Annotated in this window: 14 protein-coding genes; 5 read left to right on the plus strand and 9 right to left on the minus strand. The window is 63.6% G+C overall.

The features are described 5' to 3' along the window. The coding region (gene sdhC, locus IGW03_RS29960) for a succinate dehydrogenase, cytochrome b556 subunit (protein WP_194723486.1) at positions 1 to 229 on the minus strand (229 nt) is incomplete at its 3' end. Between the two features lie 170 nt (positions 230 to 399). Between sdhC and IGW03_RS29965 the strand changes: the two genes are divergently transcribed. Beyond that, on the plus strand, positions 400 to 1,314 hold the full coding sequence (locus IGW03_RS29965) for a LysR family transcriptional regulator (RefSeq protein WP_194726133.1): 915 nt from the start codon (positions 400 to 402) through the stop codon (positions 1,312 to 1,314). A 44-nt stretch (positions 1,315 to 1,358) separates the two neighbouring features. On the opposite strand, the gene IGW03_RS29970 is transcribed toward IGW03_RS29965, so the two are convergent. Both IGW03_RS29970 and IGW03_RS39105 read right to left on the minus strand, forming a co-directional pair. Then, positions 1,359 to 3,284, minus strand: a complete 1,926-nt coding sequence (locus IGW03_RS29970) for a PAS domain-containing hybrid sensor histidine kinase/response regulator (protein ID WP_194726134.1) — start codon at positions 3,282 to 3,284, stop codon at positions 1,359 to 1,361. 121 nt (positions 3,285 to 3,405) lie between these two features. Further along, on the minus strand, positions 3,406 to 3,744 hold the full coding sequence (locus tag IGW03_RS39105) for an oxidoreductase-like domain-containing protein (protein ID WP_369122959.1): 339 nt from the start codon (positions 3,742 to 3,744) through the stop codon (positions 3,406 to 3,408). A gap of 44 nt (positions 3,745 to 3,788) precedes the next feature. On the opposite strand from IGW03_RS39105, the gene IGW03_RS29980 reads away from it, so the two are divergent. The 3 genes from IGW03_RS29980 (at position 3,789) to IGW03_RS29990 (ending at position 7,375) form a co-directional block, all read left to right on the plus strand. Further along, positions 3,789 to 4,451 carry a response regulator transcription factor gene (locus tag IGW03_RS29980; protein ID WP_194726136.1) on the plus strand — a complete coding sequence of 221 codons (663 nt, stop codon included), beginning with the start codon at positions 3,789 to 3,791 and terminating at the stop codon, positions 4,449 to 4,451. Continuing rightward, on the plus strand, positions 4,448 to 5,758 hold the full coding sequence (locus IGW03_RS29985) for an ATP-binding protein (RefSeq protein ID WP_194726137.1): 1,311 nt from the start codon (positions 4,448 to 4,450) through the stop codon (positions 5,756 to 5,758). Before IGW03_RS29980 ends, IGW03_RS29985 begins: the two co-directional genes overlap by 4 nt. A 141-nt stretch (positions 5,759 to 5,899) precedes the next feature. Further along, positions 5,900 to 7,375, plus strand: coding sequence for a DegQ family serine endoprotease (locus IGW03_RS29990; RefSeq protein ID WP_194726138.1), 1,476 nt, complete (start codon positions 5,900 to 5,902; stop codon positions 7,373 to 7,375). 51 nt (positions 7,376 to 7,426) lie between these two features. On the opposite strand, the gene IGW03_RS29995 is transcribed toward IGW03_RS29990, so the two are convergent. Further along, positions 7,427 to 8,530, minus strand: a complete 1,104-nt coding sequence (locus IGW03_RS29995; RefSeq protein ID WP_194726139.1) for a DUF2817 domain-containing protein — start codon at positions 8,528 to 8,530, stop codon at positions 7,427 to 7,429. A gap of 221 nt (positions 8,531 to 8,751) precedes the next feature. Between IGW03_RS29995 and IGW03_RS30000 the strand changes: the two genes are divergently transcribed. After that, positions 8,752 to 9,630, plus strand: coding sequence for an AraC family transcriptional regulator (locus IGW03_RS30000; protein WP_194726140.1), 879 nt, complete (start codon positions 8,752 to 8,754; stop codon positions 9,628 to 9,630). Positions 9,631 to 9,659: 29 nt separating this feature from the next. Here IGW03_RS30000 and IGW03_RS30005 read toward each other — a convergent pair whose 3' ends face one another. The 5 genes from IGW03_RS30005 to IGW03_RS30025 all read right to left on the minus strand — a co-directional run bounded on the left by IGW03_RS30005 (position 9,660) and on the right by IGW03_RS30025 (position 13,768). Next, on the minus strand, positions 9,660 to 10,382 hold the full coding sequence (locus tag IGW03_RS30005; RefSeq protein ID WP_194726141.1) for an alanyl-tRNA editing protein: 723 nt from the start codon (positions 10,380 to 10,382) through the stop codon (positions 9,660 to 9,662). A gap of 91 nt (positions 10,383 to 10,473) precedes the next feature. Beyond that, positions 10,474 to 11,445 carry a DMT family transporter gene (locus tag IGW03_RS30010; protein WP_194726142.1) on the minus strand — a complete coding sequence of 324 codons (972 nt, stop codon included), beginning with the start codon at positions 11,443 to 11,445 and terminating at the stop codon, positions 10,474 to 10,476. Then, positions 11,442 to 11,732 carry a DUF1330 domain-containing protein gene (locus IGW03_RS30015; protein WP_194726143.1) on the minus strand — a complete coding sequence of 97 codons (291 nt, stop codon included), beginning with the start codon at positions 11,730 to 11,732 and terminating at the stop codon, positions 11,442 to 11,444. Before IGW03_RS30015 ends, IGW03_RS30010 begins: the two co-directional genes overlap by 4 nt. A gap of 123 nt (positions 11,733 to 11,855) precedes the next feature. Beyond that, the gene (locus IGW03_RS30020; protein WP_194726144.1) at positions 11,856 to 12,665 is read right to left on the minus strand and encodes a hypothetical protein; all 810 of its coding nucleotides are present in this window, start codon (positions 12,663 to 12,665) and stop codon (positions 11,856 to 11,858) included. Positions 12,666 to 12,754: 89 nt separating this feature from the next. Next, entirely contained in the window at positions 12,755 to 13,768 is a 1,014-nt protein-coding gene (locus tag IGW03_RS30025; RefSeq protein WP_194726145.1) for a class I SAM-dependent methyltransferase, read from the minus strand. Between the last annotated feature and the right edge of the window lie 151 nt (positions 13,769 to 13,919).

Here is a 13,919-nt window from a genome sequence, read left to right on the forward strand (position 1 = left end):
GCTTGACGAACCAGCCGGAGACAAAGCCCTTGAGGTACTCGAAGGAGATCTCGGACATGAGGCTGCGGTCGAGCAGATACAGGATGAAGGGCAGCAGCAAAAACAGGAAAGCGCCGCTGGCGCGGTGTAGGATGGACAGATAGGCTGCCAACGGCAGACGGTAGTGCGCAATGTCCGCAAAGGTCATGACGCCATATTTTTGCCGATTTTTCTTTACGGCTTCCGACATGAAAAAACCTCCAAAGCTGAATTAAGCTGGCTCTTGGCTTGCCGCTCCCGTGAGGTCGCAGTGCTCAATGCAAACTACAAACACTTACAAATGCCGATATTGTGAGGCTTTGGCGTTATACTGTCCAATATCTTGCACGTCTGCCTGCAAGACTTTTTGCATATACCGCCATGGAACTTCGCCATATCCGCTACTTTCTTGCCGTCGCCCAGGAGGGCAATGTCACCCGTGCGGCAGAGAAACTCGGTATCGGCCAGCCGCCGCTGAGCCAGCAGATTCTTGCGCTTGAGCGCGAGATGGGCGTCCAGCTTTTTCGCCGCACCGGGCACGGCGTGTCGCTGACCGAAGCCGGCGAATCGCTGCTGGCCGATGCCAAGCGCCTGCTCGACGACGCCGGACAGGCCGTGCTCAATGCACAGCGGGCCGGGCGCGGCGAAACCGGGCGGCTCAATCTCGGCTTCACCGCATCGGCGGCCTACAACCCCGCAGTGCCGGCGCTGATTCGCGCCTTCCGTAATGCCTATCCGGGCATCGGGCTCAGCCTCACCGAGGGAAACACCTCGCAGTTGCTGGCTTATCTGGAAGAAGGCCGACTTGATCTGGCATTTTTGCGCCCGGGCGGACATTCCTTCGCCGGCGTTTCACTCTATCAGATCGAGAACGAGCGCATGAAGATCGTCTTGCCGGTAAAGCATCCGCTGGCGGCAAAGCGCAAGCTGCCGCTTGCGGCATTGGCCGGAGAATCCTTCGTGCTGATTCCGCGGGAAGCAAGCCCGACGCTGCATGACGAGATCGTCACCGCATGCCGCCAGGCGGGATTCGAGCCCACGCTCGGCCAGCAGGCGCCGCAGCTGTCGTCGGTGGTCAGCCTCGTTTCCGCCGAGTTCGGCGTTTCCATCGTGCCGGCTTCCGTCAGCCAGATACAGGCCGAAGGCGTGGTCTATGTGGATATCGGCGGCGTGGGCGTGAAAACCCGGCTCGCGCTCGCCTCCCGGGACAGCGATACCTCGGCCAAGACCGCCAACTTTCTTGCGGTGGTGAAGCAGGCGCGGGGAGGGCAGGGGACGCCGGTTGCGGCGCAATAAGCTTTCTGCCGCCTTCCGTCCGCAGCCGCGCCGGCGGTCGCCGATCAGGTCCTCTTGATCCCCGCCAGGATGGGATACAGTTTCTTCGTATCGATGGGCTTGACGAGGTAATGGTCGAAGCCGGCGGCAAAGGATCGCTCGCGGTCGCTCTCCTGGCCGTAGCCGGTGACGGCGATCAGTACTGCGGCGGCGGTTTCGGGCTGAGCCCGCAGGCGCTGGGCCAGCGCATTCCCGTCCATGTCGGGCAGCCCGATGTCGAGCAGGCAGACCTGCGGCAACGTTTTCCTCGCCAATTCAAGCGCGCGGCCCGGCCGCTCCTCGACCAGCACCTGATGGCCCATGGCTTCCAGCAGCATGGCGAGCATGGTTGCCGCATCGATGTTGTCATCCACCACCATCACCCGCAGCGCGTCGGAGGCTCCCTGCGTACCGCTGCCCGGACCATGAGATGAATCCCGGCCATCCTGAACCGGCAGGCGAGGCAGGCAAACGGTGAACCGGCTGCCTTGGCCGATACCCCGGCTTTCGCAGGAGACCGTTCCGCCGTGGAGCTCGACCAGGCTCTTGACGAGCGCCAGTCCCAGCCCGAGTCCTCCTGACGACCGGTCCGGTGTGCGTTCCGCCTGGGAAAACAGGTCGAAAGCGCGGGCAGCCATTTCCGGCGCCATGCCTATGCCGTTGTCGATCACGGCGATCAGAACATGTGATGCCTGCACATCGGCCCTCAGCTCGAGCATGCCGCCTTCGGGCGTGTATTTGGCTGCGTTGGTCAGGATATTGGTCATGACCTGCACCAGCCGCTTCTCGTCGCCCGTTACCGTGGTCGCATCCGGCGGCAGGTGCAGGGCGAGATGGTGACGCCGTGCACGGATCAGGGGCGTCACCTGTTCCACCGCATCCATGAGAATGTGCCTGATATCCAGCGGCGTCTTCTCCAGCTTGACCAGGCCCCTGGTCACGCGCGACACGTCGAGCAGGTCATCGATGAGATGGCTCATGTGCAGCACCTGGCGGCCGATGATCTGACTGGTCTGCCGCACGCGCTCTTCATTCAGGTTTGCAAGCTGCAGCAATTCCGCCGCCGCCCCGATCGGAGCCAGCGGATTGCGCAGCTCATGAGCCAGCATGGCGAGAAATTCGTCCTTGCGGCGGTCGGCTTCCTTCAGCTTTTCCTCCGCTTCCTTGCGCTCCGTGATGTCGCTGGCGGCGCCGATCCACTCGTAGATCGCACCGGAAGCGTCAACCATGGGCACCGCCCTTGAAAGTGTCCACCCGCATGATCCGTCGACCCGGAATACGCGATGTTCCAGTTCGAAAACTTTCCTGCCTTCGATCGCTTCGCGGATCGTGTTGTGCACCAGCTCCTGGTCTTCGACAGGAATGTATTCATCGAGCCAGAATTCGAGGGGATCGGTCGTATCCTTGATGAAGCCGCGTCCTTCGAGCTGGCGGATCTGCGTCCAGTCCGGACTCATGCGATAGACCACGTCCGCCGTCGCATTGACGAGGGCACGGAATCGCCTCTCGCTGTCGCGCAAGGCGGCCGCCGACCGCACCTGGCCGGTCACGTCGCTGGTACTGTGGGAAATACACTGGATGCGGCCGTCGTCGCCGAAAATCGGGGTGCTCACCGCGCTCCAGAAGCGCTCCTCGTAGCCCACCTCGCCGTTGGGCAATTCAACGCGGATCGGGTAGCGCTGCGCCGGCAGGCTGTCCGGCTTGCCCGTTTCAATGACGCGGGCAAAAGAACGCCGCAGGTCCGACTCGCCGGTGTCCGCAGGATCATCCGGATTCATGGGAAATGCCTCGAACAGACTCTTCCCGACCAGCTCTTCCCGAGTGCGTGATGATGCCTTCAGAAAAGTGTCATTGACCGCAAGAATCGTCGCTTCGGGCGTGGGCGACAATAAATAATTTCCGATCGGGGAGGTGTTGAAAACCGATTCGAACAAGGACGGTGTGAGCATCATATCTTCTCGCTGCGTAGGAAGTCAGTTTGCCATCCTCACTATACCGATTGGCGGCCATGACTGCTGCTTGCGCCGCTGCCAGGTTGCCATCCTGACTGAAGCAGAATGCGATCTGCATTCGCTACGGCGTCCGCCAAGGCGTACGGACAAGACCTCGGACTTGTTCGCACCAGTAGGCGACGGCATGGAAATAGGCTTCCCATACGCAGCCGTTGCAGCCGCGCCCGCAGCAGCTGGTCGGCTCTTCCGGCGGGTCGCGAAACAGGATGTCCTGCCGATCCAGCTCAATGCGGAGATCGGCTATCCATTGCTGCGCCTGAAGTGCATTCGCGGGCAAGCGGCTTTGCGGTTCGTCGTTCATGGACTTGTAGAGTTCAAAGAAGTGCGGCGATGATGCGTGGCTTTCGGCGTTCCTGTCAAATCCCGTGACCGGCCTCGCCGGGCCGAGCTTTGAAGCCATCGCAAAACGGCGCGATAATCCTGCTTTCACATGATGGACGCGACATGAGACTTCTGCTGGTGGAAGACGACCCGATGATCGGCGACAGCGTGCGCAAGGGCCTGCGCCAGGATGGCTTCACCGTCGACTGGGTGCAGGACGGCCGCAGCGCCGAGACGGCGCTGGGCGACCACGTGCATGACCTGGTGCTGCTCGATCTCGGCCTGCCCGGGAAAGGCGGCATCGAGGTGCTGCGGACCCTGCGCGGCAAGGGCAACCCGGTGCCGGTGCTGATCCTGACCGCGCGCGATGCGGTGGCCGACCGGGTCGCCGGGCTCAATGCCGGCGCCGACGATTACCTGGTCAAGCCCTTCGATCTCGATGAACTGGTGGCCCGCATCCATGCGCTGCGGCGGCGCCAGGCCGGACGGGCGGATGCGGTGGTCCGCCACGGGGCGCTGGTGCTCAATCCGGTATCGCACCAGGCCAGCTTCAACAACGAGCCGCTGAATCTGTCGGCGCGCGAATTTGCCCTGCTGCAAGCCCTGCTCGACCGGCCCGGAGCGGTGTTTTCCGTGAGCCAGCTGGAAGACAAGATCTACGGCTGGGACGACGAGGTCGGCAGCAACACCATCGAAGTCTATGTGCATTCGCTGCGCAAGAAGCTCGGTACCGGCTTCATCAAGAATGTGCGCGGCGTCGGTTACATGATTCCCAAGCTGCCATGAAGTCGATACGCAAGGCTCTGCTGCTATGGCTCTGTGTCGGCCTGTCGATCGGCATCGCCGCCGTCGGGGCTCTGCTCTACCAGCAGGCGAAGGAAGAAGCCAACCAGATTTTTGACTACCAGATGAAGCAGCTCGCCGCTTCGCTGCCGACCCAGCCGTTCGCGCCGGTTGCGCCGGGCCGCAATGCAGCGCCCGATGTGGCGCGCGATATCGTGATCCAGATCTGGGACGGCCGCGGCTTGCGGATCTACCATTCGCATGAGCGCATGGCACTGCCGCAGCGGGCTGAGCTCGGCTTCGTCACCATCCAGACCGACGACGGACCATGGCGCGTCTACAGCACGCAGCACGGCAATACCGTGGTGCAGGTCGCGCAGCCGCTCAGCGCCCGGCGCGATGTGGCCGCGGATACCGCGCTCAAGACGATCAAGCCGCTGCTGCTGCTGTTCCCCTTCCTCGGCGCACTGGTCTGGCTGACGGTGAGCGCCGGCCTGCTGCCCATCGGCCGGGTAGCTCGGGAAGTGCAGTCGCGTCATGCCGACAGCCTGGCACCGATCGGCGCCGGGGCCTTGCCGGAGGAAATCCGTCCGTTGACCGATGCGCTCAACGACCTGCTGGCGCGGCTCGATCAGGCAATCAACGCACAGCGTGCCTTCGTCGCCGATGCCGCGCATGAATTGCGCAGCCCGCTGACGGCGCTCAAGCTGCAGATACAGCTGGCCGAACGCGCCCGCGACGAAGCCGAGCGCAGCGCCGCCTTCGCCGAATTGCGCCAGGGCTTCGAACGCGCCACCCGGCTGGTGCAGCAGCTGCTGACGCTGGCCAGGCAGGAGCCGGGCGCGGCCGAAGCCGCGCATGAAACGGTCGACCTCAATGCGCTGGCGCGCAGCGTGGTGTCAGATCTGATGCCGACGGCGGAGGATAAGGGCATCGATCTTGGCGTATCCGAAGCCGGCGCCGATGCCGGCGTGGAAGGCGATCCTGAGGCCCTGCGCATCCTGCTCAACAACCTGGTCGAGAATGCAATTCGCTATACGCCGCAAGGCGGCCAAGTGACGGTCGGCGTGCAGAGCGGTGCAGAGGGCGTGGTCCTGACCGTGGAGGACAGCGGGCCGGGCATTCCGCCGGGCGACATGGACAGGGTGTTCGACCGCTTCTACCGCGTGCCCGGTACCGGTGTATCCGGCAGCGGCCTGGGGCTGGCCATCGTCAGGCAGGTGGCGGAACGGCATGGCGCGAAGGTGAGCCTGCAGAACCTGCAGGGCGGCTTGCTGGCGACGCTGAAGTTCGCCCGCTCGGCAAGGTAGCGAAAACCGGACGCGGTTTCGCAGTGCGGGAAGCTTGCAGCGAGGCAAGCAGCGCCGTCACGCAGTTCGCCTCCTTTAAGTCTTATTTAAGTTTTCCTCCTTAGGATGCACGCATCGAGCAAGCCTTCCCAAGGAGTGAACATGATTCGCAAGACAGTCGAACGCGGCATCGTTGCCGCGTCCCTGGTCGCCGCAGGCGCGACCGGATTCGCCTATTTCGACAAATCCGGCTGGGGCCGCGTGGATGCCGCCTCGCTCCAGAGCGCTGCTGCACAGGGCGCATCGCAGGCCGTCGTGACGTCGGTGCCGGGCGTGGCGACCGCAACCGATTTCTCCGGCATCGTCCAGGCCTACGGCCCGGCCGTGGTCAACATCAGCGTGATCGGCAAGGCCGAGCAGACCCCGACCGCCGGGCAGCCCCAGATCGATCCGCGCGATCCCTTCTCCGGCATGCTGCCCTTCTTCGGACAGCGCGCCCCGCGCGAGACGCCGATGGTGCGCGGCCAGGGCTCGGGCTTCATCGTCTCGCCCGACGGCCTGATCCTGACCAATGCCCATGTAGTCGATGGCGCCTCGGAAGTCACCGTCAAGCTGGCCGACCGCAGGGAATTCAAGGCCAAGGTACTGGGCTCCGACAAGCAGACCGATGTGGCGGTGATCCGCATCGACGCGAAGAACCTGCCGGTGGTGCGCCTCGGCGATCCGGCCGGCGCCAAGGTGGGCGAACCGGTGCTGGCCATCGGCGCGCCCTTCGGCCTGGAGAATACCGCGACCGCGGGCATCATCAGCGCCAAGTCGCGTGCCCTGCCGGAAGACACCTATGTCCCCTTCATCCAGACCGATGTCGCCGTCAATCCCGGCAACTCCGGCGGTCCGCTGTTCAACCTGAAAGGCGAGGTGATCGGCATCAATTCTCAGATCTACAGCCGCACCGGCGGCTATCAGGGCCTGTCGTTCGCGATTCCGATCGATGTGGCCACGCGGGTGCAGGATCAGCTGGTCAAGCACGGCAAGGTGACTCGCGGCCGTCTCGGCGTCAGCATCCAGGAAGTCAACCAGGCACTGGCCGATTCCTTCGGGCTGCAGAAGCTGCAGGGCGCGCTGGTCAGCGCCGTCGAGAAGGGCAGCGCCGCCGAACGCGCCGGCCTGGAAGTGGGCGATGTCATCGTGCGCTTCAACGACAGGGAAATCTCGCAGTCGGCCGATCTGCCCGCCATGGTGGCCGCGACGTCCCCCGGCACTTCGGTGAAATTGGAAGTGATCCGCAAGGGCGCGCCCAAGGTGCTGACCGCAACCGTGAGCGAATTGAAGGACGCGGCGCTGGCGCAGCGCGATACGCAGAAGCAGGAACAGGGCCGGCTCGGACTGGCGGTTCGCCCGCTGGAGAAGCAGGAGCAGCGCGAGGCCGGCGTGGCCGGCGGCCTGCTGGTGGAAGACGTTGCCGGTCCGGCGGCGCGTTCGGGAATCCAGCCCGGCGACATCGTCCTGCAGGTCAACGGCACGCCGGTGACAAGCCCCGAGCAGCTGCGCGCGCTGGCTTCGAAGGCGGGCCGCAATATCGCGCTGCTGGTGCAGCGTGACGAAGTGAAGATCTTCATTCCGCTGCAACTCGGCTAACCCGCAGTTGCATCAGCCCGGCCGGCGCCATCATTGATGACGCCGGCTTCTTTACTTGGAGAGCAGCCCGGCCTCGATGCGCGCAGTCACGTCGTCGAAGCGCGTCAGGACATGGTCCAGCCACTGGCGGTCCGGGCTGGCAAACGCCGCGCGCATCTTCTTCCTGGCCTGATCCCGCAGGCTTGGCGGCAGTTCTGCCGCATGGTTGTGATACCACTGGTCGAAGCGCAGCGCATGCAGCACCTTGAGCGCGGGAGCGGTGCCGAATTCCAGTCCGACCGCATAGCTCTGCCCGGGCACCATGCGGTCGAATGCCGCGGTGAGCGTTCCTTCTACGGCGGCGCTCACCGATTCTCCGCCGGCCATCGACTTCAGCTCGCCGTTGAACCATGCAGACATGCGCCGGAAGTCCGGGGTGTCCGGCGGCAGATAGCTGATCAACTCGCCCTCGCCGTATTTGCCCAGGCCGGTATGCAGGTCAAGCAGGAACACCTGGCGCCGGTGCAGCGCCTGGCTGCGTACGATGTCTTCCCAGGTCTTGCGGCTCGAGGTTGGTTCCAGGCCGCCGTAGAACAGGCCGTCCGGAAGTTCATGCTGCCCGCCCGTGATCGCCGCCTGCAGCGCTCGGCGCCGCTCCGCCGTGAGGCCATGCGCGAGCAGGCGCAATTCGTTGAGCATGCCTTGCGGCAAGGGCCGGAAATCGGACACCAGCACATCATGATAGCGGGCGTAAGCCGATGCCCCTGCTGCCGGATGTACCGGAAAATCCACGAAGTTGCGGTTCAGGTCGACGCCTTCCTGGGTGACGCGCCGGTCATGCAGAAACCCCCAGGGATTGACCGCATGCACCAGCAGCCAGGCCAGGCCGGTGTCGCGCGCCCTGGCCTGGAAATGTTCCATCCAGTGCAGCTGGCAGGCGGCGCCGGCATATCCTTCGATGCCATGGGTGCCGCTGGAGATGATGATGAGGCTGTCCGCATCCTCCGGTCCGAAATACGCGCAGTCGGTGCTGAGCGCCGGGTCGCGGTAGCCGCCCGATGCCGGGCCGTGCGGATGGCTGGTCACATCCCCGCCCAGCTTTGCCGCCATGGCCAGAAAGCCTGCGCGGGATTCCGCATAGGAAGCGGGCAGACGTGGCGAATAGACTAGCTGCATGGCGCTGACGGTGATGGCGACTGCGAGGATTTGAGCATATTTTGCACCTTGGAAATAAAAGCCCTGCGAAACAGCCGAGTCTTGTCAGTCCATACTCAAGCGGTATTGCATAGATGGCAACGAGTCGCTAGAGTGTTTGCCTGCCGTTACCACTGTTGCAAACCGGCCGTGCCGGTTCCTGCGCGGCGTCCGGCAAGAATGTACCTCAGCGGAGAGTATGGATGGCGAAACATGATCCCAATAATCACTCCAATTACTGGACCGACCAGGATGTGGAGGGCATCAGCTTCCTGAAAGCGCACTTCCGCAACCTGCAGTACGCGCCGCATGTGCATGAAGAATTCGTAATCGCGATGACCTTCGACGGCGCCGGCAAGTCCGTGACCAGGCACGGCCGGGACATCTCGACGCCCGGCCAGATACTCGTCTATAACCCGCACGAGCCGCACGAAGGCGGCGCCGTCGAGGATGTAGGCTGGCACTATCGGGCCTTCTACATCGACGGCAATGCGCTCGAGCGGCTTTCGCTGGCGCTGTCGCACGACAGAACCGGTCCCTGCTATTTCTCCAGAAACTGCATCGACGATCCGGCGCTGGCCGGCGCCATGCTGCGGGCGCACACGGTATTTGAAACCAGCCGCGACCCGGTCGAGCGCCAGGCCTGCCTGCTCGATGCGGTCGGCGCACTGTATGGCCGCTACGGAGAACCGCGCTTCAAGCCCGACAGGCTCGGCCGAGAGACCGGGCCTCTGAAGGCGGCCGTCGAGCACATGCGCGCCAACTATGCGCAGGCGGTCACGATGGCAGAGCTGGCTGCGGTTGCGAGGCTGAGCGAATTTCATTTCATGCGGGTGTTCCGCAAGCATTACGGTCTCTCGCCCTATACCTACCTGACGCAGATCCGGCTGGAACATGCGCGCCGCATGCTGGCCGACGGCAGCAACGGAGCCAGCGCCGCCGCCAATGCCGGATTCTTCGACCAGAGCCACCTGGTGCGCCATTTCAAGCGCGTCTACGGCATCACGCCCAACCAGTTCGTCAACGCCGTCAAGCACACGGCCCCGCATGGTGCCAGGCCCACCTCCGGCAAGGCGGCCTGAGTCCGGCAGGTGTGGGGCGCGGCAAGGCATCATGCGGTTTCGTCAACCAAGCCTATCCTGACGCGGCGGTTGCGCTGTCCCTTGTTCTCGATCTTGAGGATGCGCACCGGCATCGACTGCGATGTGCGCGACAGATGGGTTCCGCCGCACGCCTGCCGATCCAGCCCCTCGATTTCAATGATGCGCACCGTATCGTTCTCCTGGCGCGGCGGCGCGACCGACCGGCTGCGGATCAGTCCTGCCTCGCGCGCCGCTTCGGCGGCCGGAACATAGACTGCATGCACCGGCAGGTCGGCCAGAATGACGCCGTTCAGTTCCGGTTCGATCTCCTTCAGCCTCTGGTTGTCGGCGCCCGGCAGATCGAAGTCGATTCTTGCCGTGCCGTCGGCCGACATCTGCACCCCTGTGACCAGCGCCCCGTCGAAATGTTGATAGACGAGCGCGTTGAGCACATGCAGGTCGGTATGCAGCTGGCACATCATGCTGCGGAATCTTTCGTCGATGACGCCGATGATGTCGTCGCCCGGGATGTCGGCATCGACGCAGTGCCAGAAGCGGCCGCCGGCCAGCTCGATGTGAGTGACCGCCGCCTCGCCGTCAACCCAGCGCAGCACGCCGCGGTCGGGAAGCTGGCCGCCGCCGCCGGGATAGAAGTAGGATTTGTCGAGGCGGACCGCACCGGGGCGGCGGGCAACGATGCGGGCATAGAACACGAAGCAGTCCGGGTCGGAGTGACAGGGATAGAAGCTCATGCTGATGTTTCCTGGTTCGGATGTTGAAAGCGGGGTCCTTGGCCGCGAGCGGCTGTGCGTTGCAGCCTTGCGCAGCACATTGATTCTTCGGTTAAGAAAAACGCCGCGCCACGCCGATGCCCGCCAGTACGATAAGGCCGCCGGTGATCTCCGCCGTATCGAGCCGCTCGCGCAGCAGAAACCATCCAAGTCCGGCGGCGATCACCGGCTGTATCAGCAGCGTTACCGATGACAGGCCTGCAGGCAGCTTGGCCAATGCGTAAGCGATCAGGCCCTGTCCGGCGACATGCGAGACCAGCGCAAGCGCCAGCAGGATCGCCCAGCCGTGCAGGCTGTGCGGTAGCAGCGGCTCGCCCATCAGCAGGGTAACGGGGAGCAGCACCATGAAACTGCCGAGGCTGCTCCAGGCCATCACGGCGGTGGTGCTGAATTCGGCGCGCACCCGGCTGACCGCAAGCAGATAGGCGCCATAGAACATGCCGCTCGCCACGCCCAGCAGGTTGCCGTGAAAGAAAGCCGAGCGCAGATCGAATCTGGCGCTGATCAATATGAATGCGCCGACGAGCGCCATCAACATGCCGGCGAGGAAGCCCCTGCTGAAGCGCTGCTTGAAGAGGATGCGGCCGCCGATGACGACGAAGATGGGCGCGAGATTGGCCAGCAGGTTCGAGTTGGCCAGCGTGGTCAGGCTCATCGCCCAGTGATACAGGGCGAGATTGCCGGAAAAGATGAAGCCGACAGCGAGCAGGCGGCGGTGGCCGTGCAGCATGCCAAGCATTGCTGCATCCGTCCGGGTACTGTCCCGGTTCGCCTTTCCTGCGGCGAACACGTTCAGCAGGAACAGCATCGGCGCTGCCAGGCCGACGCGGTACACCGCGCTTGCGGTCGGGGGCAGTTCGCTCTGGCGAATGAACACGCCGCCGCAGGCAAGCGCCGCCGCGCCCAGGAGCAGGGCGGCAAACGCCAGCAGCGGAATGGACGGCGGCTTGCGGCCGGCGATCGGTATGGGCTGAGCCGCGGGCGTCGTCAAGATATGGGCCGCATGGCCGGCTTCCTTCTTCACTCGAAGCCTCCGACGATCATCAAGTCCATTACCGCCGCGCCTTCCCGCAGTTTCATCGCCTGCTGGTATTCCTCAGAACGATAGAAGGCTTCGGCCTTTTGCGGGCTGTCGAATTCGACGATCACGATGCGGCGCTTTTCCTCATCGCCTTCCAGCGTGATCTTCTCGCCGCCGCGTGTCAGGAAGCGGCCGCCGTGACGCGTGATGATGTCCGGCGTCAAGGCCTTGTAGCGCGCATAGGCTTCGTGATCATGGATTTCCATTTTTCCGATGAGATAGGCGGACATGCTGGGTCTCCTTATTTGCATGAAATGTCCGTACCGGCCCTCGTTGGCCGATACGGTTGCGCATGGGTTCAGGTATGCGGTTACGGTTGTCTCGCCCGCCTTGCCGGCCGGCGTGGCCGTTCGTCAGGCGGCGAGCCTGTCGTCGGTATAGCCGGAGCGCAGCAGCGATGCGTCGAGCACATCCCATAATCCGGCCAAGGAATCGAGGAATTCGTCGGCGCCTTGCGTGATCGGCCGGGCCGACTCTTCCGCCAGCAGATGCGTAACCGCATCGATTGCGTTCTTTTCATGCATCTGTTCGGCGCCGATCTCGCCCCAATGCTCCAGCAGGTAATGCATCTCCGGTTCGTCGAGAGACGCGCGGTACAGGCCGCTGTCGACGAGGCAGAGTTTCTCACCCGGAATGAGATGGCGGTTGGAGATCATTTCCAGTGCCAGCGCGGTACCCATGTTTTTGAAGGTGCTGTCGCGATCGGTACGCTGGCGCCTGTCAAAGACGGCAATCGCCGCTCTTGCCTGTACCGTCAGGCCGGATATCGGATCGTAGCCGGGCAGGCTGCCGAGAAATCTGTCGGAACACTCCTTCAGTCGTTTTTCGATGGCGGCCTGATCCTGCAAGTCCGGATGGATATTCCGCTGCGCCGCCCGGTTGATGATATGGCCGGCCATCATGGCGAGTTCCGGTCCATGGTCTTCCTCGCTTTCAACGATTTCCTGCATGAGCCCGCTTTGCTCGTTCATGCCGAGCAGGTCCAGCGCTGCCGGAAAATTGCCGCCGGGCCGCGTGGCCGCGCAGAAGTTCTGGATCTGGTGAAACAGCGCGCCGATGACCTCCGGTTCCGGATCGACCTGCGCCCAATGCATGAAGATCGGGTGCGAATAGCAGCGGTGGTTCTGGATGCGCGCGATCAGGTTCTGGATGGCTGGTGTCATGTGATGTCCTCGATGCTGGCGATGCGTTGTATGGAAGTTGGCGAATCGATTGTTGTGTGCTGCGTATTTAGGACGGCGGTTGACTGCATTTATTTGCTGCGGGCCAGGAACAGGCGGCCGCCGGGAATGCCGAGCTTGCCGATCTCGACCGCGCCGAATCCGGCGCGCGCGAGTCGCTCCGACCATGCCATTTCGCTTTGCAGCTCGCGGCCCATGAAGCCATGGTGCAGGTAGGAAAATGCGGCCGAAAACATGCGTTCCTGTTCGTCTCTTGCGAAGGGAACGGCATCCACCGCAACCAGCGTGGCCCCGGGAGCGGCGTTGCGGCAGGCAGTGAGCAGGCGGTCGAGGACAGCTTCGTCGTCGGGCATGAGATCGTGCAGGACGAAGCCGGCATGGATGACGTCCGCGCCGGCCAGTGGGGAAGGATCATCGGCCAGTGCCTGGATCGGGCTTTCGATGATGCGCAGCCGTTCGCCCAGATCGGCTTTGGCGGCAGCATGGCGCGCATCGGCGCAAGCCTTGGCGCTGATATCGATGCCGGTGCCGTAGGCTTCGGGGAGACGCCGCAGAATCTTCACCAGCAGGCGCGCAGAGCCGCAGCCGAGATCGACGAAATGGCGCGGCCGCAAAGCCAGGATCGCTTCTTCTGCATGCGGATAGAAGGATTGCTCGCCCATCCACTGCGAGGTGCGCGCCACCAGGCTGCCGTCCCGCTGGTGGGCTTCCTGCGCCTCGCGCGGGTCGATCGCGAACCGTCTTGCATTGGCGATGAGCGGCTGGCAGGCGCGCAGCCCCCACGACAGGTAGCCGACATCATGGATTGCCAGGGTCAATGCGGACGTGCCCTGGTAAGTGCCGGAAGTCTGGCCGGGAGTAACGCGTTCCAGCAGCCCGGCGCTGACCAGCGCTTCAAAGTACTGCGTGATTGCCGCCGGGGCGAGTCCGCTGTGCAGCGCGGCTTCGCCGACCGAAATCGTTCTGGACGACTGGCGCAGCAGGTCGATCAATCCGTATTCCGATCCGATTTCGAGAAGTATCGCGGCGCCGGTCAATGAAGGCGCTGAAAGAAATGTCGGTTTTGCAATTGTCTGGTTGTTCATGAGCGCAAGGTGATCAGGAAGTGAAGATGGCTGCGTGACCTGCGAACGTGCAAATCACTTGCTTCGGGTTCATGCCTGGCGTATCCGCAAGCGCTTTGAATATAGAAGGAGCGGTTGCGTGCGTATTGGACGATGCTGCGCATCGGGCCGT

This window comes from Noviherbaspirillum malthae (assembly GCF_015352985.1).
Taxonomy (GTDB): Bacteria; Pseudomonadota; Gammaproteobacteria; order Burkholderiales; family Burkholderiaceae_D; genus Noviherbaspirillum; species Noviherbaspirillum malthae.

Bases quoted from the DNA above. Each gene is read 5' to 3' on its own strand.
- IGW03_RS29965 (WP_194726133.1), top strand. From the start codon at position 400: ATGGAACTTCGCCATATCCGCTACTTTCTTGCCGTCGCCCAGGAGGGC.
- IGW03_RS29970 (WP_194726134.1), bottom strand. From the start codon at position 3,284: ATGATGCTCACACCGTCCTTGTTCGAATCGGTTTTCAACACCTCCCCG.
- IGW03_RS39105 (WP_369122959.1), bottom strand. From the start codon at position 3,744: ATGGCTTCAAAGCTCGGCCCGGCGAGGCCGGTCACGGGATTTGACAGG.
- IGW03_RS29980 (WP_194726136.1), top strand. From the start codon at position 3,789: ATGAGACTTCTGCTGGTGGAAGACGACCCGATGATCGGCGACAGCGTG.
- IGW03_RS29985 (WP_194726137.1), top strand. From the start codon at position 4,448: ATGAAGTCGATACGCAAGGCTCTGCTGCTATGGCTCTGTGTCGGCCTG.
- IGW03_RS29990 (WP_194726138.1), top strand. From the start codon at position 5,900: ATGATTCGCAAGACAGTCGAACGCGGCATCGTTGCCGCGTCCCTGGTC.
- IGW03_RS29995 (WP_194726139.1), bottom strand. From the start codon at position 8,530: ATGCAGCTAGTCTATTCGCCACGTCTGCCCGCTTCCTATGCGGAATCC.
- IGW03_RS30000 (WP_194726140.1), top strand. From the start codon at position 8,752: ATGGCGAAACATGATCCCAATAATCACTCCAATTACTGGACCGACCAG.
- IGW03_RS30005 (WP_194726141.1), bottom strand. From the start codon at position 10,382: ATGAGCTTCTATCCCTGTCACTCCGACCCGGACTGCTTCGTGTTCTAT.
- IGW03_RS30015 (WP_194726143.1), bottom strand. From the start codon at position 11,732: ATGTCCGCCTATCTCATCGGAAAAATGGAAATCCATGATCACGAAGCC.
- IGW03_RS30020 (WP_194726144.1), bottom strand. From the start codon at position 12,665: ATGACACCAGCCATCCAGAACCTGATCGCGCGCATCCAGAACCACCGC.
- IGW03_RS30025 (WP_194726145.1), bottom strand. From the start codon at position 13,768: ATGAACAACCAGACAATTGCAAAACCGACATTTCTTTCAGCGCCTTCA.